Source organism: Faecalibacillus sp. MSK20_93 (assembly GCF_020589945.1).
Lineage (GTDB): Bacteria > Bacillota_I > Bacilli_A > Erysipelotrichales > Coprobacillaceae > Faecalibacillus > Faecalibacillus intestinalis.
In genome coordinates this window covers 1-24,638 of the sequence record NZ_JAJDKA010000045.1, presented here as the reverse complement: position 1 = coordinate 24,638, position 24,638 = coordinate 1, and the positions used below count along the sequence as shown (strand labels likewise).

26 protein-coding genes are annotated in these 24,638 nt (G+C 29.0%); 4 read left to right on the top strand and 22 right to left on the bottom strand.

Translation table 11 applies throughout. From position 1 onward, the window contains the following. Nucleotides 1–142: 142 nt before the first annotated feature. From LJD34_RS11855 to LJD34_RS11845, 3 genes are all read right to left on the bottom strand, one after another. The gene (locus LJD34_RS11855; RefSeq protein ID WP_147579897.1) at nucleotides 143–1,015 is read right to left on the bottom strand and encodes a MurR/RpiR family transcriptional regulator; all 873 of its coding nucleotides are present in this window, start codon (nucleotides 1,013–1,015) and stop codon (nucleotides 143–145) included. A gap of 13 nt (nucleotides 1,016–1,028) precedes the next feature. After that, nucleotides 1,029–1,829: an MBL fold metallo-hydrolase gene (locus tag LJD34_RS11850; RefSeq protein WP_227359967.1), complete on the bottom strand. Its 801-nt coding sequence runs from the start codon at nucleotides 1,827–1,829 to the stop codon at nucleotides 1,029–1,031. Between the two features lie 66 nt (nucleotides 1,830–1,895). Beyond that, nucleotides 1,896–2,363, bottom strand: a complete 468-nt coding sequence (locus LJD34_RS11845) for a DUF2798 domain-containing protein (RefSeq protein ID WP_227359966.1) — start codon at nucleotides 2,361–2,363, stop codon at nucleotides 1,896–1,898. 200 nt (nucleotides 2,364–2,563) lie between these two features. Here LJD34_RS11845 and LJD34_RS11840 point away from each other — a divergent pair, with 200 nt between their 5' ends. After that, complete coding sequence (locus LJD34_RS11840) at nucleotides 2,564–3,142, top strand: ThiF family adenylyltransferase (RefSeq protein WP_227359965.1); 579 nt, start codon at nucleotides 2,564–2,566, stop codon at nucleotides 3,140–3,142. Nucleotides 3,143–3,254: 112 nt separating this feature from the next. On the opposite strand, the gene LJD34_RS11835 is transcribed toward LJD34_RS11840, so the two are convergent. Together LJD34_RS11835 and LJD34_RS11830 are read right to left on the bottom strand one after the other, a co-directional pair. Then, nucleotides 3,255–3,464, bottom strand: a complete 210-nt coding sequence (locus LJD34_RS11835) for a hypothetical protein (protein WP_022001009.1) — start codon at nucleotides 3,462–3,464, stop codon at nucleotides 3,255–3,257. A gap of 493 nt (nucleotides 3,465–3,957) precedes the next feature. Continuing rightward, nucleotides 3,958–5,847, bottom strand: coding sequence for a sensor domain-containing diguanylate cyclase (locus LJD34_RS11830; RefSeq protein ID WP_032091496.1), 1,890 nt, complete (start codon nucleotides 5,845–5,847; stop codon nucleotides 3,958–3,960). 168 nt (nucleotides 5,848–6,015) lie between these two features. Here LJD34_RS11830 and LJD34_RS11825 point away from each other — a divergent pair, with 168 nt between their 5' ends. Next, a complete protein-coding gene (locus LJD34_RS11825; protein ID WP_217498438.1) occupies nucleotides 6,016–6,282 on the top strand; it encodes a ThiF family adenylyltransferase in 267 nt (88 codons plus the stop codon). A gap of 16 nt (nucleotides 6,283–6,298) precedes the next feature. On the opposite strand, the gene LJD34_RS11820 is transcribed toward LJD34_RS11825, so the two are convergent. Then, a complete protein-coding gene (locus tag LJD34_RS11820; protein WP_032091497.1) occupies nucleotides 6,299–7,570 on the bottom strand; it encodes a serine dehydratase subunit alpha family protein in 1,272 nt (423 codons plus the stop codon). 107 nt (nucleotides 7,571–7,677) lie between these two features. On the opposite strand from LJD34_RS11820, the gene LJD34_RS11815 reads away from it, so the two are divergent. Continuing rightward, entirely contained in the window at nucleotides 7,678–8,559 is an 882-nt protein-coding gene (locus tag LJD34_RS11815) for a LysR family transcriptional regulator (protein WP_147579901.1), read from the top strand. A 25-nt stretch (nucleotides 8,560–8,584) separates the two neighbouring features. On the opposite strand, the gene LJD34_RS11810 is transcribed toward LJD34_RS11815, so the two are convergent. The 10 genes from LJD34_RS11810 to LJD34_RS11765 all read right to left on the bottom strand — a co-directional run bounded on the left by LJD34_RS11810 (nucleotide 8,585) and on the right by LJD34_RS11765 (nucleotide 18,489). Further along, nucleotides 8,585–10,057, bottom strand: a complete 1,473-nt coding sequence (locus LJD34_RS11810; RefSeq protein WP_119363102.1) for a family 1 glycosylhydrolase — start codon at nucleotides 10,055–10,057, stop codon at nucleotides 8,585–8,587. 173 nt (nucleotides 10,058–10,230) lie between these two features. Further along, the gene (locus LJD34_RS11805; protein WP_227359964.1) at nucleotides 10,231–10,728 is read right to left on the bottom strand and encodes a hypothetical protein; all 498 of its coding nucleotides are present in this window, start codon (nucleotides 10,726–10,728) and stop codon (nucleotides 10,231–10,233) included. A gap of 87 nt (nucleotides 10,729–10,815) precedes the next feature. Next, on the bottom strand, nucleotides 10,816–11,292 hold the full coding sequence (locus tag LJD34_RS11800; protein ID WP_227359963.1) for a heme-binding protein: 477 nt from the start codon (nucleotides 11,290–11,292) through the stop codon (nucleotides 10,816–10,818). A gap of 185 nt (nucleotides 11,293–11,477) precedes the next feature. Beyond that, complete coding sequence (pgmB, locus tag LJD34_RS11795; RefSeq protein ID WP_175301191.1) at nucleotides 11,478–12,116, bottom strand: beta-phosphoglucomutase; 639 nt, start codon at nucleotides 12,114–12,116, stop codon at nucleotides 11,478–11,480. After that, complete coding sequence (locus LJD34_RS11790; protein ID WP_175301190.1) at nucleotides 12,113–13,801, bottom strand: glycoside hydrolase family 3 protein; 1,689 nt, start codon at nucleotides 13,799–13,801, stop codon at nucleotides 12,113–12,115. Before LJD34_RS11790 ends, pgmB begins: the two co-directional genes overlap by 4 nt. After that, entirely contained in the window at nucleotides 13,798–15,165 is a 1,368-nt protein-coding gene (locus LJD34_RS11785) for a glycoside hydrolase family 1 protein (RefSeq protein WP_227359962.1), read from the bottom strand. The genes LJD34_RS11790 and LJD34_RS11785 overlap by 4 nt, the downstream gene beginning before the upstream one ends. Beyond that, nucleotides 15,158–16,447, bottom strand: a complete 1,290-nt coding sequence (locus tag LJD34_RS11780; RefSeq protein ID WP_119363098.1) for a PTS sugar transporter subunit IIC — start codon at nucleotides 16,445–16,447, stop codon at nucleotides 15,158–15,160. Before LJD34_RS11780 ends, LJD34_RS11785 begins: the two co-directional genes overlap by 8 nt. Before the next feature lie 137 nt (nucleotides 16,448–16,584). After that, nucleotides 16,585–17,385: a MurR/RpiR family transcriptional regulator gene (locus LJD34_RS11775; RefSeq protein WP_032091505.1), complete on the bottom strand. Its 801-nt coding sequence runs from the start codon at nucleotides 17,383–17,385 to the stop codon at nucleotides 16,585–16,587. Between the two features lie 251 nt (nucleotides 17,386–17,636). Continuing rightward, the gene (locus LJD34_RS11770) at nucleotides 17,637–18,146 is read right to left on the bottom strand and encodes a Gx transporter family protein (protein ID WP_147579907.1); all 510 of its coding nucleotides are present in this window, start codon (nucleotides 18,144–18,146) and stop codon (nucleotides 17,637–17,639) included. Continuing rightward, nucleotides 18,130–18,489, bottom strand: a complete 360-nt coding sequence (locus LJD34_RS11765) for a NusG domain II-containing protein (protein WP_119363096.1) — start codon at nucleotides 18,487–18,489, stop codon at nucleotides 18,130–18,132. The genes LJD34_RS11770 and LJD34_RS11765 overlap by 17 nt, the downstream gene beginning before the upstream one ends. A 41-nt stretch (nucleotides 18,490–18,530) precedes the next feature. Here LJD34_RS11765 and LJD34_RS11760 point away from each other — a divergent pair, with 41 nt between their 5' ends. Next, nucleotides 18,531–19,505 carry an FAD:protein FMN transferase gene (locus tag LJD34_RS11760; RefSeq protein ID WP_227359961.1) on the top strand — a complete coding sequence of 325 codons (975 nt, stop codon included), beginning with the start codon at nucleotides 18,531–18,533 and terminating at the stop codon, nucleotides 19,503–19,505. A 14-nt stretch (nucleotides 19,506–19,519) separates the two neighbouring features. Here the strand turns inward: LJD34_RS11760 and LJD34_RS11755 are convergent, their stop codons facing one another. From LJD34_RS11755 to rsxC, 6 genes are read right to left on the bottom strand one after another with little or no spacing between them, the layout of a single operon-like run. After that, nucleotides 19,520–20,305, bottom strand: a complete 786-nt coding sequence (locus LJD34_RS11755; RefSeq protein WP_227359959.1) for an RnfABCDGE type electron transport complex subunit B — start codon at nucleotides 20,303–20,305, stop codon at nucleotides 19,520–19,522. A 12-nt stretch (nucleotides 20,306–20,317) separates the two neighbouring features. After that, complete coding sequence (locus tag LJD34_RS11750; RefSeq protein WP_227359958.1) at nucleotides 20,318–20,890, bottom strand: electron transport complex protein RnfA; 573 nt, start codon at nucleotides 20,888–20,890, stop codon at nucleotides 20,318–20,320. Beyond that, nucleotides 20,887–21,585 (bottom strand): electron transport complex subunit RsxE, encoded by a 699-nt coding sequence (gene rsxE / locus LJD34_RS11745; protein ID WP_052011134.1) that lies wholly within the window; start codon nucleotides 21,583–21,585, stop codon nucleotides 20,887–20,889. Before rsxE ends, LJD34_RS11750 begins: the two co-directional genes overlap by 4 nt. A gap of 4 nt (nucleotides 21,586–21,589) precedes the next feature. Further along, nucleotides 21,590–22,192 (bottom strand): RnfABCDGE type electron transport complex subunit G, encoded by a 603-nt coding sequence (locus LJD34_RS11740; protein WP_119363092.1) that lies wholly within the window; start codon nucleotides 22,190–22,192, stop codon nucleotides 21,590–21,592. Further along, nucleotides 22,189–23,106: an RnfABCDGE type electron transport complex subunit D gene (locus LJD34_RS11735; RefSeq protein ID WP_227359957.1), complete on the bottom strand. Its 918-nt coding sequence runs from the start codon at nucleotides 23,104–23,106 to the stop codon at nucleotides 22,189–22,191. Before LJD34_RS11735 ends, LJD34_RS11740 begins: the two co-directional genes overlap by 4 nt. 9 nt (nucleotides 23,107–23,115) lie before the next feature. Further along, nucleotides 23,116–24,423, bottom strand: coding sequence for an electron transport complex subunit RsxC (gene rsxC / locus LJD34_RS11730; RefSeq protein WP_227359956.1), 1,308 nt, complete (start codon nucleotides 24,421–24,423; stop codon nucleotides 23,116–23,118). Nucleotides 24,424–24,638 lie beyond the last annotated feature (215 nt).

The following is a 24,638-nucleotide window of genomic DNA, read 5'->3' as shown; positions in this document are numbered from 1 at the left end:
AAGAAACAACAGCCAGAATTCTAGCTGTTGTTTTTCAATGACAATTATTAGAAGTCCATCCCCCTAAAGTTGTCCCTTAAAGTAGACCCCCAAAGTTGAGACCCCTAAATTATTTGAATAGCCAAAAATAGGTCAACTCGACCTATTTTTCATTTATATATTCATCTTCACTTTGACGATCATCAACATATGAAGCAACTACAATTTTCGTTTCTAGATTCTTTTTATAATCATACGAAAAGACACCTGCATATAAAATATCAAATAAATATTTTAAAGAGGTTGTTGAAGCAAAATCACCTATTTTAATATGTAACATTTCTCTTGAAGAAAGATACAAATGAACATCCGCTAATCTTGAAATAGAATTTTCTGCCATACAAGTAATTGAAATAAATGGAATATTTCTTTTATGATAAATTTCTGCAACTTCCACCATTTCTCTTGTTTGTCCTGAATAAGAAATAATGATTGCACAATGACTCTCATCGGCAAGACAGGCACTTCTTTTTTGACCCGTTACTTGATCAATGACTTGAACATCTTTACCAATATACATCATTAATGTTTTAAAATGTTTCGCTAGTAAAACATGATCAAGAACACCATAAACATCAATAACTTGTGCTTTTTGTAATAAGCGAACCGCTTCTTGTAGATCATCATGATGATTAAGTTGCTGTGTATCTTGAATGGTTTCTTTTTCTAATAAAGCAAGATTTTTTGTAATTGTCATCAAATCATCACTTAATAAAAAAGGAATAGAAGCATCTACATCTGTTTCTTCTAACATATAAGAAAGTTCTTTTAAATACGCACTTTTAAATTCATTAAAACCACTATATCCTAACTTCTTAGCAATTCTTACAAGCAAAGGAGCGCTTGTAAACGTATTCCTTGCTATTTCATTAGCAGACATTTTTTCAATATTCATTCCTTGATCAATAATATAATCAACAATTTCCTTCTCTGTTTTTGAAAAATGTGTATTTTCTATTTGATTGACAATGAGCATAAAAATCTCCTTTCTATAATTCTATTGTTTCTAAATCATCAGGAACATAAATCTTCCCACTAAAATAAGCTTTTCCTTCTTTTGTATAAAGTTCTTTACGATTTTCAATATTTTGATCTTCGCTGTGATATAAAACCACATTTTTTACTTTTAATTTTTCAGCAAGCTGACACGCATCTTTAACTGTTGAATGATGTTTTTCATAAGGATGAAAAATATCTGCTTGATCATATAAACAAAAAGCTTCATGTAATAAATAATCACTCTTTAAAGCATATTTTTCATTTTCTTCGTTATAAGGTTCATCCCCACAACATGTTAATTTTCTTTCTTGATCAAGTTCCATCATAAAACCAAATTGTTTAGCTTTCGTTGAATGAATATCAAAGAAAGTTACTTTCTTACCAATAATTTCTTTCGTTTGACCATCGTTTACAACCACAAGATGTAAACGGTCATGAATAAATTTTGTTTGCTTACTTTGTAAAAGCATTTGAGAAATCGTTTCTAACATCTCAATCACTTCTTGATGACCATAAATATAAGCTTCTCCTTCATATTTACCAGCTGCCATATTTTGACAAATCAAACGAATCATCCAAATCATCCCTAATAAATGATCAATATGTTTATGTGTGACAAAAATATGTTTTACATCTTTCCAATTGATCCCTGCTTTTTCAAGTTGATTTAAAACTGTATTGCCCCCACCAGCATCAACCATCAAATAATCATTTTCATTTTCAATGACAAAACAAGTATTATAGCACTTTGTCACAAGTGCATTTCCTGTTCCAAGCATTGTTAATTTCAAGTAAATCCCCCCTCATCCTCTTTTATTTTAGCGAAAGAATTTTTCTTTGTAAAATAAAAATAGGGCCTAAGCCCTATTTTCTCTAAATATTTTTCCAAAGACAAATCTTACGATTGGTCCAGCAAAACATAATTGTAAGAAAAATGCCATTGGGAAATTTAAAACTGTTGTTTGTAACCAAACAGCAATGATTTGATTTCCTGCATTTTTAAATAAAAGTGTTGCTACAAATGACATACATGGACACATTAAAATAATAGATACCACTGAAATCGCAATTACTAAATGAAATGGATGCCCATTTTCTAAATCAACAATTTGAAATGCTTTCTTTTTAGCTAAATGTCCAATAATGAAAAAATCTAAAATAAAAGCAACGGGTCCCATAATCACTAATTCATGAAAAGCATCTAAGAATACTTGATTTGTCATACCTCCTACATTTAAGGCAATGTTATAACAAATCATAAAATAAACCATCATGAAAACCATCATAATTGTAAAAATAATTTCTTGAAATTTTGTTTTTGGCATAAAAAAACCTCCTTATAATAATGAATTGTGTTGTTCGTTATCACTCAAGGAGTGTGCGTTTCCAATAGATACCAAATATTTAATTTAAAGCCGAGTGTTATTCTACAAAAATATTTTTTTAAAGTCAACAAAAAATATTGACTTCATCCTATAAATGATTACTATATTTCATAGTATTTTACTATGATTAAGGAGGACCTATGTTAAACCAATTTTCAAGAACACAATTATTATATGGAAAAGAAGCCATGAATAAACTTCAAAATAGCTATGTAGCCATTTTTGGTCTAGGTGGTGTCGGCGGTTATGTAAGCAAAGCGCTTGTAAGAAGTGGAATTGGCTCTTTTGATTTAATAGATGATGATAAAATTTGTCTAACAAATCTCAATCGTCAAATCATCGCTACATTTGATACAGTTGGTCAATATAAAACAGATGCCATGAAAGAAAGAATGTTAAAAATCAACCCAAAAGTCAACGTTCAAACACATCCATGTTTCTTTTTACCAGAAAATGCTACTGATTTTGCATTTGAAGATTATGATTATATTATAGATGCAGTTGATACAGTTTCTGCAAAAATCGAACTTGTTTTAAAAGCTCAAGAACACAATATTCCCATTATTTCAAGTATGGGAGCTGGAAATAAAGTTGATCCTACCCAATTTAAAATCACAGATATTTATAAAACAAAAGTATGTCCTCTAGCAAAAGTCATGCGTAAAGAGCTCAAAAAAAGACATGTTAAAAAATTAAAAGTTGTACCCCTACCTTACTAAGTAGGGCATGAAAATACATATTTTTTTATAAGGATTAGACCTCATTCTTTTGCATTTGAAAAGGATACATTTGAATGTACCCTTTTCAAATATGATAGGTTAGAGAGCAAATTCACATTTTGCCTGAATTATGATAAGTCATATGTGCTTGTGCTCTTGAAATTTCATAGTCTACACTATGAACATCTCTGGATAAATCATGAAGTTCTTTAGTTTCTAAGTAATTGTCTTTCCCTTTATTTTTTCTATTTTGGATAAATAGATAAAGGTTAATGGCAATTATAACAATGATAATTAATACAACTAAATAAATAAGCTTCATATGTATCACCTCTTTAACTTATTATATCATATAACATGTGTAAATATTGTGTATTTATCAATTCTTTTTTTTTGATGATAAAAACATCAACTTAAGTAAATCAATTATTGGCATATCAATAAATATGCCAAATATTTTGACCTATTTTAACCTAATTTAGTCCCAACATGACTTATTCTTAGACATAATCTCATATTAAGAATATGTAAAAAACCTTATGTAGCAAGGACTTTAAAATAGTTATATATTTATGCCCCACTTAGTAAGGTAGGGGTAAAGTTGTTTATTCTGAAGAAAAACCAATTCGCCCAATTGATGATTTATCCATCAGTTGCCGAACACATTGTATATGCCCACCAGGAACAAAACGTAAATGTACAATTAGAAGAGATATTCCTGGAAGTAACGCCTTTGTTCCTTCCACTGTAGGATTAATTATTGCAAGTGAAGTTGTTAAAGATTTAACAACTATTTAAAATGGAAGATACTTAATCTATCTTCCTTTTCTTTTACGTTTATTTTCATACATCTTATAATCTGCAATCTCGATCATTCTTTGTAAATCAGTACTTTCTGTTCCATAACAAACACCATATGAAAATGCTAAATTTACACTATGATCATCTGCTAATAAAACGATTTGATCTCTTATTTCATTTAATTGATTAATATCATTATTTAATTTTTCCATTGAATCATAATGATGGAAAAAAGCAATAAATTCATCTCCACCCAAGCGTCCTACCAAACATTTTTCTCCCGAAATAGTTTTTAAAACATTTGTCATTTGTTTTAAATAAAGATCTCCACAATAATGTCCATAGACATCATTTATTTGTTTTAAGCCATCTAAATCTATAAATATCAAAGCATATTGAGCTATATTTTTATCTTCTAATAACTTATTGATTTTTATTTTTAAACCATTTCGATTATATATTTGTGTTAATTCATCGACATCTCTTTCTATTTCTATTTTCTTTCTTTTTATATAAGAGGTTGTGATATCTATCATAACGCCTAATGTATTATCTTGATCTTTTCGATCATTTATTTGTATATAATGTTTCATTTGAGGAAGATAATAAATATCTTTTTCAACTTGATGTGTATTTATTTTATTTAAAAAATCAATAAAATCATTAATATCTTCTTTAAATTGTGTGCATTGTTGTGAATTTAAAGAAAATATTTCTTTAAACCCATCTGATAAATACAATGTATTTAATTTTTGATTATATTCATAGAACCCGATAAGTTGATTTGTTTGGGTTAAAATATAATCCATTTTTTTATTATTAACTAATAAGCTTTGTTTCATTTCATTAATATAATGACTTAATTTTTGAAATTCTAAACTATTATTAATCGATACTTCCTCATCTAATTGACCTTTAGAAATCTTAGATAATTGATGATTAATTTGATTTATACTATCAATCACATAAACACGAATATACTTAATAATAAGTAATCTAAATAAAATAGATATAATAATTAAACAAACGATCATTTCTAAACAATTTTTAGGTACTTCCTTAAAAAGAACTCTTACAGGAATAATACAATAAATATAATTATTTTTTATTTTCTTTGAAACACAATAGGATAATTGTCCATCAATTTCAGTAAAAAAACCATTTTTTACTTCTTTAATTTGTGTATCTTTCAATCCAATACTAGAAGCTATATCTCCTATATGATGATGTGTTGTACCAACAATCTTATGATTTTTAGAATTGATTGCATAATATTGTGCTTCATTATTTACTCTAAATAATTTAAATAAATAAGATAATTGATTCTTTTTAGTTGCTTTAGAGGCATTTTCATGATTCATACCTACTTGTACAATAAATTCTTTATTCTCACTCCATAAAGCAGAATATTGCATTTTTATATGAGAAGCAGTATTTTCCATAATTTTTTGAGTCAGTTGTAAATTTTGATTAGAAAGTAATGGTTTAAAAAAGCTTAGTTGTTTACCTGAATCAAATGAATAACCATAATATTCAGGATGTGTCCCAGAAATAATAACACCTTGCTTATTAAAAATATGAATTTCATCAACTTCAACATACTGTGCTATTTTCTTTAATTCATCAATATTATATAGAGCATCTGGATTTTCTTGAAGACTATATGCAACAGCTTGAGCATTATCAATACAGGTTTGTCGATATTCTTTCTTTTGTTTATTTAAATCTTTTTGATTTTCATTTAAAATTTGTTCAATATGATAAAAAGTCGTTTGTGCTGTATAATTTGCTTCTTTTTTAGCTGTTATACAGTTAAAAAAAGTAACAATAATCATTAAAAAAAAGATAATAAGTAATGTGATTTTTTTACTTTCCTTTTGAATCAATTCCTTTAAACTTTGCATATTCATGACTTCCTTTAACTATTAAAAAGTATAGCACAACTCATTCTTTTTTACAAAATCAACTCTATAAACAAAAAAGAGATTTGCTTTTGCAACTCTCTTTATAATTCTTTTCCATTAGACTTACATACTTTTTGATCCCCATAGAATGAATCTTAAGGAGGAAGTATGTTAAATCAATTTTCAAGAACACAATTATTATATGGAAAAGAAGCCATGGATAAATTAAAAAATAGTCGAGTTTCTATCTTTGGTTTAGGTGGTGTTGGCGGATATGTTGGCGAAGCTTTAGTAAGAAGCAGAATTGGCTCATTTGATCTAATTGACGATGATAAAATCTGTTTAACTAATCCAAATCGTCAAATTATTGCTACTTATGATACTGTTGGAAAATATAAAACTGATGTAATGAAAGATGGAGTATTGTTAAATTAATACTCCATTTTGATTATTATTCATGAATCATCATCTTTATAATTTCTTTATTCGTTTCCCTCATTCCTTCTCTACCTAATCGTCCAACACTTTGAATTGTTGCTTCAACATTTTCCATCACTAGTCCATCTCCAGATTTAAATTCCTGTCCATTTTTGTACATATGATAACCTAAAATAGCCGCATCAACACTAGAAGCAATTTTTGCTGCACAAGAAGCTTTAGCTCCATCACAAACTATCCCCGAAACATTGGCAAGTGTATTAACAATTGTATGAATGACAGCTTGATAATCTTCATCGTATAAATAAGCAATTCCCGCACCAGCTCCAGTAGCGGCACTTACTGCCCCACAGTAAGCTGATAAAGTTCCAATACCACTTTTTTCATGAATCGCCACAAGGTTAGATAGAGCTAACGCTCTAAACATTTTTTCTTTTGAAACCTTTAATTCTTGAGCATAGATAATAACAGGCAAAGAACATGTCATACCTTGATTGCCACTCCCCGAATTAATAACAACCGGCAATTCACAACCATTCATTCTCGCATCACTACCAGCTGCAGCATAAGCCTTCGCTTTATTTTTTACATCATTGCCAAAAGATTTTAAAAGAACTTTTCCAATATTAGCTCCATAATTATCATTTAAACCTGCACAAGCTATCGCATAATTATAATCTAGTTGTCTTTCTAAAATTTCTTGAATATCAATCAAATCGACAGTCGTTATAAAGTCATAAATATCTTTTATATCTAATAATGAGCGATCTGCTTTTTCCTTTTTTATAATACTTTTCTCTTTTTGAAGTATTTTTCCATTTTTTTCTATACAAACAACATGCATATGAGAATCACTTATTCTCACTTTTACATACTCTTTTTTATTCCAAACCGTTATTATGTAATCAAATACTTTTGAACTATCCAAAAAATGTTCTTCAAAATCTACTTTTTCTATATATTGATCAATTTCTTTCTTTGTTTTTTCATCAATTTGACTTAATACTTCTAAATATTTATCATCATTACCTCCTATGATTCCAGCACAAACAGCTGCTTTAATTCCTTTTAAATGATGTGTATGAGGAACAATGACACTCTTTACATTTTTTATAATACTCCCACTTGCTTCTACAACAATTTTTGTAGGTAGATGATTTAACACTTTTCTAGCAAGACTTGCTCCATACGCTAATGAAATCGGTTCTGTACATCCCATAGCAGGAATCAATTCTTCTTTTAATATTTGAACATATGTTTGATATTTTTGTTCTGTCTTTTTCATATAAATACTCCTTGATTAATTGATAACTCTAGTTTAATATGAATGTGTTATCAAGTAAATTAAATGATTTTAATAGATATGTTTAATTTTTTTAATAGGAGACTCTTATGGAAATACAAGAACTTATTTCATTTACAACAATTGTTCAACAAGGTAGTTTTTCAAAAGCTTCTAAAAAGTTAGATTATTGTCAAGGATCTATCACCGTTCATATCAAAAATCTTGAAAGAGAACTTGGTGTACAATTGTTTGATCGTTTAGGTAAAAAGGTTACTCTTACAAATCATGGTAAAACATTTTATCAGCACTGTTTGAAGATACTTGATGATATTTCATGTGCGAAAGAAGCCATTAATCCTTCATTAGAACTTAATGGTCATCTTACAATTGGAACTATTGATTCATTATGTTCTTCCATAGTTCCTCAGCTTATTTGTAAATATCATCAATACCACCCTCATGTATCTGTTTCGATTACAACAGATACAATTGAAGGACTTTTAAAAATGCTTAAAAATAACGATATTGATTTTGCATACTTAGTTGATAAACAACTTTTAGATACAGATTGGCTAAAAATATATCAATCTAAAGAAGAAGTTACTTTTGTAGCATCATGTCATCACCCAATCTGTAAAATCAAACAGCCAACAATTCAAGATATCCTAACTTATCCTATTATTTTAACAGAAAAAAATGCCAGTTATCGTCGCCTTCTCGAAGAAAAACTTCATGAAGACAATTTAGAAATCAAGCCTTTTATCCAATCTAAAAATACAGATTTGCTTTTAGAACTATTGAAACTTGATCAATATATCAGTTTTTTACCAAAATATATTTTAGAAAATGATTTAAAAAATAAAACAATCATTCAAATTAATATTCCTGATTACCAAATTGATGTCTATCGTCAACTTCTCTGTCATAAAAACAAATGGCTTTCTCATGAAATGAAATCATTCTTTCAATTAATAAAAGAAAAATATTAAAAAAGAATTGCATTTTGCAATTCTTTTATAATTCTTCTCCGTTAGACTGACATACTTTTTGATACCAGTAGAAAGAATCTTTACGTGCACGGTGCAAATCACCATTTCCATCATCATCCATATCTACATAGATAAATCCGTAACGTTTTCTCATTTCACCAGTTCCTGCTGAAACCACATCAATACATCCCCAAGGCATATATCCCATTAAATCAACACCATCTTCATCGACTGCTTTTTTCATTTCAATGATATGTTGTTTCATATAATCAATACGATAAGGATCATGAATTGAACCATCTTCTTCCACTGTATCGATAGCTCCTAAACCATTTTCAACGATCCATAGTGGTTTATGATAACGATCCCACAATTCATTTAATACAATACGAAGACCAACTGGATCAATTTGCCATCCCCAATCATTTGCTTTTAAATAAGGGTTTTTAACAGCACTTTCTAAGTTAGAAGCTGTTCTTTTAGCATCTACGTTTACAGTAGCAACACTTGTTGAATAGTAAGAAAATCCAATATAATCTACTGTACCAGCTTTTAATGTTTCTAAATCTCCATCTTCCATTTTTAATTCAATACCAGCATTTTTATATTCAATAAGTTTCCATTCTGGATAGAATCCTTTATTTTGAACATCTGTATAGAATGTACGTAATCTTTTTTCAGTAATACGTTTCCACATATTTTCCGGATTACAATCTTCTGGATAAATTTCTGAATAATTGATCATCATCCCAATTTGAAATTCTGGATTGATTTCATGACCACGAATTACTGTTTTTGCTGCAGCAACAAGCATATGATGAACAGCTTGTGCAACTTTATCTGGTCTAGATAAAGCTTCTGTAATTCCTAAGTTTGTGTAATCTTTACAGAAATTGATTTCATTAAATGTTAACCAATATTTAACTTTATTTTTATAACGATTGAAAATTGTTTCTACATAATTCATATAGAAATCAATTGTTTTTCTATTATACCAACCATCATATTCTGTTGCTAGATGAAGTGGTAAATCAAAATGTACAATTGTTACTTGTGGTTCAATACCATATTTTAACATTTCATCAAAAACATCATCATAGAATTTTAAACCTTCTTCATTAGGTTCTTTTTCATCCCCATTTGGGAAAATTCTTGTCCAGTTAATAGACATACGGAATGATTTAAATCCCATTTCTGCAAATAATGCAATATCTTCTTTATAATGATGATAGAAATCAGTTGCCACATGGCTTGGATAATATGTATCTTCATCCACATATGGTACAGCACCATCAGGTACTTCAGTTCCACGACGATCAATAAATTTTGTTGATCCATCAGCAAGCTTTAAAGCCATACGTCTAGGAATATTATTTCTTCCATCTCCACCAGTGATGACATCTTGAATAGCAAGACCTTTACCACCGCTTAAATATCCACCTTCATATTGGTTAGCAGCTGTTGCTCCTCCCCAAAAAAATCCTTCTTTAAATCCCATTTGAATTCCTCCTGTTTGTTCTTTACTTATTATATTCATTTTATTGTATTCGATTTCATTTTTTCATAAAATGAAAACTCATTTTTCAAATGAAAAAGAATTCGTTATAGCAAAAACAAAGGTAAGGGGTGATAAAAATTAAGAAATCAAATAAGAATGTCCCGCATGAATTTCTATTGCATCAAAACCAATGGTTTGTGTCTTTTAGCAGCTGTTGCATAATCATCTGCAATACTATAAATTTCTTCTACTGTTAAAGCATGAGGAATCGCTCCTCCTGCTTTATTAGGAGTTGCACTCGCAGAAACAGGTTGTATTCCAATACGACTTTCCATGGCACTTGCTCCTGCATGGTTTAATTGAATAGCTATTTTCGTACCATATTGATGAATGGTTTCACATAGTTTATAAAGACGAGGTATATAATTATCGGCATCTATACGTAATTGTGTTGTTCCATTACTTCCTTCTGGATATTTCACACAAGCATTTTCTACAATTAAAAGACCATAGCCTCCTTTAGCACGTCTTTCATAATAATTCATATGTAAAAAACTCATCTCACCATTTTGTTCACCAAAGTTTGTTCCCATTGGTGCCATGACTAATCGATTATCTAATGTCATATTTCTAATAGTGATTGGTTCAAATAATTTTTTATATTGATTCATATCATCATTATCCATCAGTTAATTCTAACAAAATAAAAATAAGAGATAAATATAAAAAGCGTGATATATGTCACAAAAACAGATATTTCAATTTCTTTCTTGAAATACCTTTTCTAACACCTGAATAATCACTCCATGATCTTCCTGTGGTCTTAATCCCGTAAAAGTAATTGTTCCAACAAATTCATCATTTTCATAAAGAGGAAAACTTCCTCCACAGATCCCATAACTTTCATCATCAATCATAAAATCGTAAAGATGAAATTGTATATTATTTAAGAAGATAGAATACGAAGAATGTTTCGTTTCATAACAAACTTTTTCTTTTCGATTTAACCACGATGTATTTTCTAGTTCACTGTATTCAGCAATGATTTTATCTCTATAAACAATTCTTGATGCAAAAGGTTTATCATACGCTTTAGCAGCCTCTATGATTTGTTGAATAATTTGAAGTGCAGTATTTTGATTAAATGTTTTAAAGCGATATTCTTCTTGTTTTAATATATTATTTTTATTTAGATGATTTCCCTTATTTACAAAATAGTGATAGTAATCTTTCATATCTCTTTTATTCCTTTGATTTCTATTTTAAAAGGAATCATAAAAAAGACAATTTCAATTACATATCAAATTCATAAGTAAAACAAATAAAAAAGAATATGATCAGCATCATATCCTTAGTATTTTCCAAAAATTCCTAAACTATTTATGGAGGTATTTTGGACTAGGAATCTTTGGAAAATCTATTATTTATTATTTATTTCTAATAAATCCTTAAAAGTATTTAAATGATAGTCTGCATAAGGACTTCCATAAGCACTGGAAATAGCTGCAACGTGCATTGAAGCACTCTTAGCTGCGATACATCCTGCAAGAGCATCTTCCACAACTAAACAGTTCTTATAATTTTTTTCTAATAAATCAGCAGCTTTCATAAATACTTCTGGATGTGGTTTAGAGTATTGTATCATTGTTCCATCACAAATAGCATCAAAATAATTTTCTAAACCAAGTTGTTTTAAAATAAGTTTCGTATTTTTACTTGATGAACCGATTGCTAATCTATATCCTTTATTTCTTAATTGATCAAGTGTTTCTTTAACTTCAACAGAAAGATCACTAGGTGTCATTTGTTTAAGATATTGTTGATATAAAGTATTCTTTTTATTCGCAAATTCTTCTTTTTCTACTTGAGAATAAGTTTGACTGCTTTTTTCTAAAATAATATCTAAGCTTTCCATACGTGAAACTCCTCTTAATTTTTCATTATCTTTTTCATCAAATGAAATATGAAGTTCATCACTAAGTTTCTTCCAAGCCAAGTAATGATAATGATCTGTTGAACAAATCACGCCATCTAAATCAAATATAATTGTATCTATCATCTTTTGGTATCCCACTTTCCACAAAATGCATCAACTGGACTCACACCTACAAACTTTTCTTTACCTACCAGTTTATTAACTAATGATTGAATAACTACATCATTATGACTATAACCATTGATATATGTTTTAATCATTGGAACATCTAATAAATGATATGGATTGGCAAGCGAAATAAAGAGCGTTGGTATATCTTGTACAAACCAAGGAGCATTGGCAGCCATTAATTTAATCCACTCAACACGTCTTACTGTATAATTACTTGCTGTATCAAAATCAGCAACATAAATAACTAAATCATATTTATCTTTTAAATATGAAACACCTGTTTCAAAAATTTCATGGAAATCAAGTTGATTTTCATCATAAACATCTACATTAAATCCTAGATCATTTAAATAATCTTCTATTTTCTTTTGACTTCCAGATTCTTTAAAACCACCCTTTGAGGTATCTGTTAAATGATACAAGCGAATATTTTTATACTTTTGAGGTGTTATCGGTAAAATATCTTGCTTATTTTTAACTAAAGTAATTGCTTTGCTTGCACATTGATAAGCAAGTTCTTGATGTTCTTTACAACCAACTACATCAATCTCATTTAATGGTTTTTTATTTTCAAATACACCATTTGCCATCTTTGTTGCCAAAATTCTAAGAACTGCTTCATTTAATCTCTCCAATGACAAGAGACCATTTTCTAAACCTTTTTTCATAAATGTATAATCTTCATCGATATCTTTATTAAAAAGAATCATATCACATCCATTTTCAATACTTAAAGGAATTGCTTGACTTCGAGGTAAAGCAACATTATACCCAATCATCGCCGTTGCATCTGTTACAACCATTCCATTAAAAGAAAGTTTTTCTCTTAATAGATTCGTTAAAACTTCTTTTGATAAACTTGCTGGTAAAATATCTTCATCCTTAATTGTCGGATTAAAATATTTAACATAATGAGGTAATAACATATGACCGACCATAATAGTTTCTACTCCTTCATCAATAAACGATGAATAAATATTTCCATAGCTTTCATCCCATTGCTTTACCGTTAAATCATTAACACTACTTACTAAATGTTGGTCACGCATATCAACACCATCTCCAGGAAAGTGTTTGATACAAGGGATAACATTATATTCTCTCAAGGCATTGATTTGTTGTTTAGAATAAGCAATTACTTTTTCTTTATCAGAACCATAAGTTCTAATATTCGTAATTGGATTTAAATAATTAAAGTCAATATCTACAATAGGAGCAAACGACCAATTACATAAAACCGCATTTGCTTCCTTTCCTGCAATCATGCCTAAATGATATGCTTGTTTTAAATCATTCGTTGCAGCAACACCCATTTGTCTAGAAAAATAAGTACCATCTATACAAATTCCATTTCCGCCACTTTCCAAATTAGCAGCTAACATTAAAGGTATTTTACTATAGTTTTGAATTGTTTCATGAATCTGTTTAATTTTTGTTGATTCCAGAGGTCGATACATCATCGCTCCTGGTTTATATTTTTCAATAAATTCTACAATTTCTTTTTCTTCAAAAGATGATCCAATAGGACAAAATACTTGTCCTATTTTTTCATCAAGTGTCATAGAATCTAAAATACTTTGTACTTTTCTAATTTGTTGATCGTTAAGATAAAAAGGTTTACTCTTTAAATCTATCATAATTTTTCACCATTACTTTCAATAACCTTTTGATACCAATAAAATGAATCCTTTTTAATACGTTTACAATCCATTACATCTTCATCTGTTCTATTGACATACACTAAACCATACCTTTTAGAAAATCCTTGATGTGAACTTACCACATCAATAAATGACCATGGACAGTATCCAAAAATTGGATACCCTTCTTCTTTCGCAATTAATACTTCTTTAATATGAGATTTTAAATAGTCAATTCGATAATCATCGTGTATTTGATTATTTTCTAATACATCACTATAAGCCATTCCATTTTCTGTAATAATTATCGGTAAAGAATATCGGTTATAAATTTTATAAATAATACTTCTTATTCCTAGTGGATCTATTCCATTTGCCATCCATTTTGTTTTCTTTAAATGCTCATTTGGACATACTTCAAACATAGAGCTTCTAAAAAATGGTGGTAATTGATAATTGACAGTAGCTGATTTATTTTCCTTTACACAAATAGATGAATAATAATTGATTCCTATAAAATCTGGTTGAGAAGCATGTAAAATCTCATCATCGCCATCTTCTTTAACAGGAGAACAATTCATTTTTTCTAAAATATTTTTAACTCTAAATGAGTATTCTCCTTTAACAGACATATCTAAAAGCATATACATCATAAGTTCTTCCGCATCCATCGCTGCCAAAACATCTTCTGGTGAAGAACTATAGGGATATACATTTTGTACAGCATTAACAACACCAATCTTAGCTTTTGGATCAATTTCTTTTAATAATTTCATAGCTTTTTTTTCTGCCAAAGAAGCATGATAAGACATTTGGTACATATTTTTTGTTTGTAATACTTTATCACTTTCATGATTACCATTTAAATCACTTGCTGCCATAGCAATAAGTTGTTCATTAATCGTTACCCAATAATTAACAATACCTTTCCATTTTGTAAAGCATATTCTCGCATATTCAACAAACGCATCAATGCATCTTCTGTTTTTCCAACCACCAAATTCATCTACTAATGCTTGTGGCATTTCAAAATGATAGAGAGTTGGAATAGGTTCTATGTGATTTTCTAAACATAAATGAATAATTTGATCATAAAAATCCAATCCTTTTTGATTAACATGATGCCCATCTGGCATAATTCTTGCCCAACAGAATGAAAAACGATAAGCTTTTAAACCTAATTCTTTCATCAAAAGAATATCTTCTTTAAAATGATGATAATGATCACTTGCTACTTTGCAATCTGCAATACCTTCTTTTACTTGTCGAACATCTGTTGTTGATAATCCTTTTCCATCTAAGTTATAACCACCTTCTACTTGAAATCCACTTGTAGAAGCACCCCATAAAAAGTTATTCACCTTGTTCACCTTTTTCCTTTGCTAATGCTTGATTGTCAATTGTTTTAAAGAATGGATAATAAATAATAATTGAAATAACAACAGCTACTAATTGATAAATTCCCCAAGATAAACTTCCTTGCATGATTCCAGAAATAAGTGGTGGCATTGATCCTAAACCTAAAATTCCTATTGGTGCTGTTACAATTCCAAATTGAATTAAAGCATATCCTAAGCAAACTAAAACAATAGGACAAATAATAAATGGAATAAGCATAATTGGATTTAAAATAACTGGTAAACCAAAGATAACTGGTTCATTAACACTAAAGATACCACAAGGCAATGTTAATTTACCAAATGATTTGTATTGATTACTTTTTGCTTTAAAGAACATTAAAATAACGAGTCCAATTGTTGCACCTGATCCACCTAAATTAGCTAAATCCCATAATCCAATATTTAAAACATGTGGAATTGTTTTTCCTGCAGCCATTGCTGCTGTATTATCACCAATATAACTTAACCAAATTGGGAATAAAATTGGTAATACTGTCATTGAACCATGAATTCCAAAGAACCATAATAATTGTGCGATTAAAATAATAATGATAAATGCAGGTAAGTTACCAGTTAATGATTGTAATGGTGTTTGAATAATTGTATAAATACAATCTGTTGCATTTCCATAAGGTGTCACTGCAAATAAAGCTCTAAAAATTAAGAAAACAATCGTAATAATAACTCCTGCTAATAATGATGATAAAGATTCACTTACCATTTCAGGTACAGAATCTGGTAATTTAATAACAATGTTTTTTTCAGTGATTAACGCTAACAATCTAGATACAATAAGCCCTGCAAGTAATGCCACAAAAACTCCTTTTGTTCCTAAATAAGAAATATTAAAGAAACTAATTCCTGAGTCAGCTAATGTTGTTGTATCTAAAGGTACAAGTAACATATATGCAAATAAAGATAAAAATCCTGAAGTTAAAGTATATTTTTTATTTTCAAAAACAGTTGCTCCTCTATAACCAACAGCAAACGCCATATAAACAGCTAATAAATTTGTTGTTACATTTTGCACTCCTGTAAATAATTGATCTAATCCTGTTGAAGCTAATAAATCTGTATAAGGTTGCCATGATATATTTGTTAAAATTGTAAAAACGGCACCTACCATAATAATTCCTAATGTAGACATACATCCACCACTAATCGCACTCAAATATTTATTTTGAGATAGCTTATTAGCTACTGGAACAAGTGTCTTTTCAATAATTGATATTAATTTTTCCATTTTCCTTCTCCTTGTATGTATATGACATTGGCCTTTGTCTATCGTTAGTATAACAAGAATATGTAAAGAATAAGTCGTCAAAAAAACAGTGCGATTTTCAAAAATACACACTGTTTTTCAGATATTGAAAATAAGAATTAATATGTAAAATAAATACAATAATACATGATAATAATTTCTAAACTATATAATAATGACATCCTAGATTCAGTATTTGTATTATCCTGGCTACATAAAATGACTTCTTTATCAATAAATTCATTAATCATCTTATTATGATTATTCATCGTTAAAACAATAAGTTTAATATTTTTTTCAAGAAGTATTTGAATAACTTCACTATGTCTATAAAAATAACCTCCCTCTACACTTAAAATAATCACAACACTATTTTCTTTAAGATTATGCGCCGCTTCTAATTGTTCATCATTGGAAATTGCTACCGTAATATATTTATTCATCAAAGCAAATCTATTTTGTATATGTTGTGCTAGTAATGTTGAAAACTCTAAACCTAACACTAAAACTTCTAAACTATCATGGATATATTTACATACATGATCTAGTTGCTCAAAATCAAGATGATCATATGTAAATTGAATATTATCAATAACATGTTTTGTATAATTTTGAAAAATTTCTTTAACATCTTTTTTATCAGCTTTTATAATTTGAGGAGAATAATCTGTTTTAGATATATCAAGTGTATTTAAACAAGCATTTTTAAATTCTTGAAAAGAATGAAATCCTATCAATTTAACAAAACGTGAAATTGATGCTGGTGATACAAAACATAATTCTGATAACTCATTAATTGTTTTTTCTGGTATAACACTATAATGAGTAAGTAATGCAAGTGCTATATCATAATTCGTATCTTTTTTATATTGTCCATTTACATATCTTAGCAATGTTGATAATACTGAATCTGTATTCATAACTTTCCTCCATCTAACATATGTATTTTAACACAATTTCTATTAATTATAAATTTTCAGCTACTAATTATTGGCTGAATATCACCTATTTTAAGTCATCTTTTACAAACACAACAATTAATTAAAACATCACTTGTATAACATTTAACCCATTCTTTCATCTTTTCTTCTTGTATTTTTGCTACTAAGATTGGAAATAGTTTTCTTTTAATCGTTGCATTGTTTCTATTTTTTGAACAATAAACATACTTCTAACCTCTTTTCTTTAATTGATTTCCTATTTTTAAATAAATGATTTCACCTAAAATGCCTATTACAATACCCGATAGTATACCAAAAAGCATTAGATACGGTAAATAATACATAAATACTGTTGAACTAAAAAAAAGCATTGCTACCAATAATTGTCCTACATTATGAAAAATACCACCCATAATGGAAATAATGATATCAGAAAATAAATTTGTTTTTAAAAATAAATACATGATTATTAAAGAAAGCAATCCTCCTGATAAACTATATAAAAACATATAGAAATTCGTAAAAGTCATAGAAACAATCAAAATTCTTAAAAACATGACAATAAAAGCCTCTTTTAAGCCAAAACAAAGAAGTAATGTCAAAGTAACGACATTTGCAAGCCCTAATTTAGCTCCTGGAACGCCTAAATAAAGAGGTATTAATGATTCTATATAACTTAAAACAATTGCTATTGCACAAAATAAAGCCAAATAGCATAATTTTTTAATAGACTTTTCCATCTTCTTTTCCTTCATTTCCTTCAATCACTTCCACAACTAAATGATGAGGCAAACAAACAATCGTTGCCCCTTTTTTATTTATTTTCCCTTGTTTAATACATAAATGATCTGGACAAGTTGCTTTTATCATAAAAACCTCATGATTTTTAATTTGTATTTTATTTTCATTATCAATATTAATGATTTGATCATCATCTAAAGAATAATAACCTTCAATTTGATCATTTCTTTTTATGACAATTTTTGCTCCTTGTTGTTTTGATTTAAAAAGAAAAAGTCCTCCTATCAAAACAACAAGAATGCCAAGAATAATCAAATCATTTCTTAACGTTTTATTTTTCATCTTCTTACTCCATGCTATAATATAAAAAAAGGAGGTTACCTATGAAAAAATCAATACTTTCATTACTTATTTTTTCATTTATCCTTTGCGGTTGTAAAAACACAACTCCTCTTTCTAATAAAGAATTTTGTCTAGATACAATTATCCAAATAACCCTTTATGATTCTTCTTCTAAAAATATTTTAAATAACTGTTTTGATTTATGCAAGAAATACGAGCGTATCTTTTCTGCCAATAATAAAAAAAGTGAACTCTATAAAATCAATCATTCTTCCAACAAATTAGAAGCTCAAGAATTATCTGATGATCTCTATAAAGTGATTAAACAAGGGCTTTATTATAGTGATTTATCAAAAGGAAGCTTTGATATTACCATTGGTTCGATTTCTTCATTATGGGATTTTAAAAAGCACACACTTCCTGAAGATCCGTTGATTCAACACCATCTTCACGATGTTTCTTATAAAAATATTATTTTAGAAAATCATAAGATACGTTTTCTAAATACAGAAACAATGATTGATTTAGGGGCAATTGCAAAAGGATACATCGCCGATCAAATCAAAAACTATTTACTTAAAGAAAATGTCAAGAGTGCCCTTATTAATTTAGGAGGTAATATTTTATGTGTTGGTAAAAAACAAGAGAATCCTTTTATTATTGGAGTTACCAACCCACAACAAACATCTGATTCATTGTTTAGTTTAAAAATCAATGATTTATCTGTTGTTACAAGTGGAACTTATCAAAGATTTTTTGAAATTGATTCTAAAAGATATCATCATATTTTAAATCCAAAAACAGGTTATAGTTATGAAAACGGTTTAAGCTCAGTAACGATTATTTCTAAAAAATCAATTCAAGGAGATGCTTTGAGCACGGTTTGTTTTTCTTTAGGAAAAGAAAAAGGACTTGAATTACTTAACTCACTTGAAGGTGTTTCTGGTTGTTTTATTGATGAAAACAATCAAGTAAGTTATAGTAAAGCCTTTAAGCACTATTTAAATAAGGACTAATGTCCTTTTTCTTTTTATTCAATAATCTTTCTTGGACATTTTTCTTTGCATTTACCACAATGAACACATTTAGAATAATCAATATGTGCTAAAAAGTTTTCAACTGTAATTGCTCCTGTTGGACAAACTTTTTGACACATCATACACCCTAAACATCCTGCCTTACAGTTTTTATTAACTACTGGTCCTTTATCATGACTATTACATCTTACATGATAAGTAGAATCATAAGGAACCATTTCAATAAGATGTTGAGGACAAGCATCCATACATTTTTGACATGATTTACATTTTTCTTTATCAACTTGAGCAACACCATCAATAACATGAATGGCATCAAAAGCACAAGCCTTTACACAACTGCCATAACCCATACAACCAAAACGACACTTTTTATCGCCACTTCCTGGGACAACGGCTGCACTTAAACAATCATGAATACCATCGTATTGATATTGTCTTTGTATTTTATCACACGTTCCCTTACATTTAACATAAGCTACTAAATGTGTATTCTCTTCTACTTCTAAATGGAGAATTTCTCCTATTTTTTTAGCAACTTCATTACCACCTACAGGACATTGATTGATTGGTGCTTCTTTTTTAGCAATTGCACATGCAAGACCATCACATCCAGGATAACCACAAGCTCCACAGTTATTTCCAGGAAGAACCGCTCTAATTTTTTCTTCATCTTCATTGACTTCTACTTTAAATTTAACACTGGCAAGTGAAAGGAATATTCCAATAAACAATCCTATACTCCCAACAACAATAACTGCAATAATGACTGTATTCATCGTATTTCCTCCTTAAATCAAGCCTGAAAAGCCAATAAAGGCAATAGCCATCAAACCTGCTGTAATTAAAACAATTGGTGAGCCTTGTAAAACATGAGGAATATCATTATCGGCAATTCTTTCTCTTATTCCTGCTAAAATTGTAATTGAAATTGTAAATCCTAAAGCTGTCCCAAAACCAGCTACAACACTTGTTACAAAATCATAATTATTTTGTACATTTGTTAAAGCAACACCTAAAACAGCACAGTTGGTTGTAATAAGAGGTAAATAAACACCTAATGAATTATATAAAGGTGGAAAATATTTTTTTAAAAAGAGTTCTACAAATTGAACAAGTGCTGCAATAATTAAAATAAAAGCGACTGTTTCTAAATATTCAACATGTAACAAAACAAGTAAACGATACAATAAATGAGTTACAGCTGACGCAATTGTAATTACAAAAATAACTGCACCACCCATAGATATTGCGGTTTTGGTTTGTTTTGAAACTCCTAAAAATGGACATAACCCTAAAAACTGCGATAAAACGACATTATTAACTAAAGAAACACTAATCAGTGTTAAAATAAGTGTTTTCATTTTTCAGGATCCTCCTTTAACAAAGATTTATTTATTTGACATTGATTACCGTGACAATGCATACAATCTCCCCCACACTTTAAAGATGAATGAGAAACATTCGTTGCACTAGGTAATTTTAATTTATTTTGAATAGCTGTTAACAAAGCAAGTATAAAGAATGCTCCTGGTGCCATCACAAAAATCGTTATTGGCTCAAATGAAATTGGTAATGACATTGAAAAGAATGTTCCTGCACCCAATATTTCTCTTACTAAACCTATACAAGTTAAAGCAAAAGTAAAACCAAGCCCCATACCAAGACCATCCATAATTGATAAAAGTGGATTATTTTTAGAAGCAAAAGCTTCTGCTCTTCCTAAAATAATACAATTGACAACAATTAAAGGAATATAAATACCAAGTGTATCATATAAAGATGGAATATATCCTTGTAATAATAATTGTACAACTGTAACAAGAGAAGCAACAATGACAATATAAGCAGGAATACGCATACGACTAGGAATAATATTTCTAAGTGCTGAAATAACAAAATTCGACATAATTAAAACCGCCATCGTCGTAAGTCCCATTCCCATTCCATTCATTGCTGAAGTTGTAACCGCAAGAGTTGGGCACATACCAAGCATTAATACAAAGGTAGGATTTTCTTTAATGATTCCATTATATAAAGGTTTTAAATATTTCTTCATATTTTCATCTTCCTTTCAATAAATCATAAAAATCTAAGGCTCCATTGATTCCATTTGTCATTGCTTTAGAAGTAATGGTTGCTCCTGATAAAGAATCTACTTCATCTTCATTTTGTTTACCATTTTTAACGACTTGGAAATGATCTACTTTTTTCCCTACATACTGATTTCTAAACTCTTCATTTTTAGCATTCATTCCAAGTCCTACTGTTTCATCAATTGATAAAATTTCAACTCCTGTAATTTCTTTTTGAAGGTTGATACCAATAATGATTTCAATATCACCACCAAAACCATCATGATCAATCACTTGAATAATATAACCGATAGTTTGTTTTTGATGATATGCTTTTAAAGCATTTTCTATTTCAAGACCGTTTTTACCATAATCCCCTTTAAGCTTTTTAGATAATTTTTTGATATCATTTTCTTTATAAGCTTTAAAAGAAGTTGCTTCTTTCATCACTTTTAAATAAGCATCTTGCTTACTTTGTTGTGATTGGTGTTGAATAGGATTCTTTGTTATTTGATAAACATAACCAAGAAGTCCTCCGCAAATAATAGTAATCACGCATAAAATTAAAATATCTTTTATTATTTTTTTCATTTGACAACACCACCTTTTAATGTGAGTTTATCAATTAATGGTACTAATAAATTAGAAATAATAATGGCATAAGAAACACCTTCTGCACTTGTTCCAAAAAAACGAAATAATCCTGTTAATACACCTAATAAAATACCATAAATAAGTTGTCCTTTTTGATCCATTGGGCTTGTTACATAATCAGTAGCCATGAAAAAGGCACCAAAGATCAAACCTCCACCACATAACTCACAAGCTAAATAATAAGCATCAAAAGGACATGGTGATAAAATCAATGTAAAAATAGAAAATGTTAAAAGATATGTTAAAGGAATGGTTACTTTAATAACTTTTTTAACAATCAAATACATTGCACCTATTAAAAGTGCAATTGCAGAAGTTTCTCCAATTGTTCCAGCAGTATTTCCAATAAACATCCTTATTAAATCAAAGCTTTCTCCATTTTTTAAAATTGCAAGTGGTGTTGATGAAGTCATCCCATCAAATACAAAATTTGTCATTCTTCCAGTAAAGGAAATCAATAAAAAACATCTTGCAGCTAACGCTGGATTCATAAAGTTTTGTCCTAATCCTCCATAAAATTGTTTAACCACAATAATAGCAAAGAGACCACCAATAACAGGAAGCCATAAAGAAACTGTTGATGGTAAATTTAAAGCAAGAATAAGTCCTGTGACAACTGCTGATAGATCTTTGATAGTAATTGTTTTTTTCATAAAACGTTCATATAAATATTCTGCTAAAACACATGTTGTTATCGTTGTTACAATAATCAATAAAGCATTTATTTTAAATTGAATAATTCCAAATAAAGTAGCTGGTATTAAAGCAATAATGACATCTAACATAATAGAAGATGTTGTAACACGATCTTTAATATGCGGTGAAGCAGAAACATGTAGTAATTGATTCATGAATAACACCTACTTTCTTTTATTAACAGAGACTAAATATTTCATCTTCTTAAATGCCTGTGTCATATTTCTTTTTGCTGGACATGTATAGCTACAACAACCACATTCTATACATTCCATTCCACCATTTAAAATAAAGGCTTCTGTATCATTTTTTGTTGCTATTTGATAAAGTTTTTGAGGAACTAATAAACTCGGACACACGTCTTTACATCGACCACAACGAATACATGCAGAAGGTTCAAAAAGGGATACTTCATCTTGTACAAGTGCAAGTAAAGAACTTGATGTCTTAGTTACAGGTATATCTAAATGAATAAGGGCGCTTCCCATCATTGGACCTCCACAAATAAGTTTTTGAACTTCAGATTTGAAACCTCCTAATTGTTCAACGATCCGTTTAAAACTCGTTCCTATAGGAACTTCAATATTGCTAGGTGTTATTCCATCACCCGAAATCGTCATTACTTTAGAAATTAAAGGTTGATTATAACGAATCGCTTGATTAATAGCAATCACTGTTGCTACATTATCAACAATACATCCTACATCTAAAGGAAGCATTTTAGAATTTAATGTCTTTCCTGTTAAAACCTTAACAAGCATTCTTTCTCCACCTTGAGGATATTTTGTTTTTAGTTCTTTCACAGCAATTCTTTTTTCATCTTTACACTTTTCTTTTAATAAATGAATAGCCTTTTTTTTATTATCTTCAATGGCAATATAACAAAGAGCTTTTGGAAACATTTCTAATAAAACATGAATTCCTGATATTAGTTCATCTGTTTTTTCAAGCATCAAGCGATAATCACTTGTAAGATAGGGTTCACATTCCGCACCATTAACAATATAATATTGAACTTGATTTGGATCTTTAACAGATAATTTTACATGTGTAGGAAACCCTGCTCCTCCTAGACCAACTATACCTGCTGCCTTAATTCTTTCAATTTTTTCTTCATAAGTTAATTCTTGTTTATTATTATTATTTTCAACTTTTTGATATAATCCATCATTAGCAATAACAATTGATTCTTGCATTTTCCCACTGACATCCATTCTTTCTTCTATTTTTTTTACTACACCTGAAACTGAAGAAATAATAGGACTTGAAACAAAAGCATCACTACAAGCAATAACTTGCCCAACTTTTATCTCATCTTTTACTTTAACAATTGGTTGACAAGGTGCACCAATATGTTGTTTTAAAGGAAATACAACTTCATCACTTGCTTTTATTTTAATAATAGGTAAATCCTTTGTATATTGTTTTTGATCTTTTGGATGTATGCCTCCAATAAATGATTTTAAACTCATAACTTCCATCCCCTTTAACCCTATTTTAGTCCTATTATTTTCAAATTGAAAGCGTTTACAACAAGTTAAAAAATTAACTTGTTTTCTTTGAAATATATGAAAATTATGTGATTTTAATCACATTTAAATATAAAAAAAAGATAGCTTTCGCTATCTTAAAGGTATATTAAATTATCCGGTGCTTAGAGGTTCGCTCTAAATTATTAGGCGGAGTA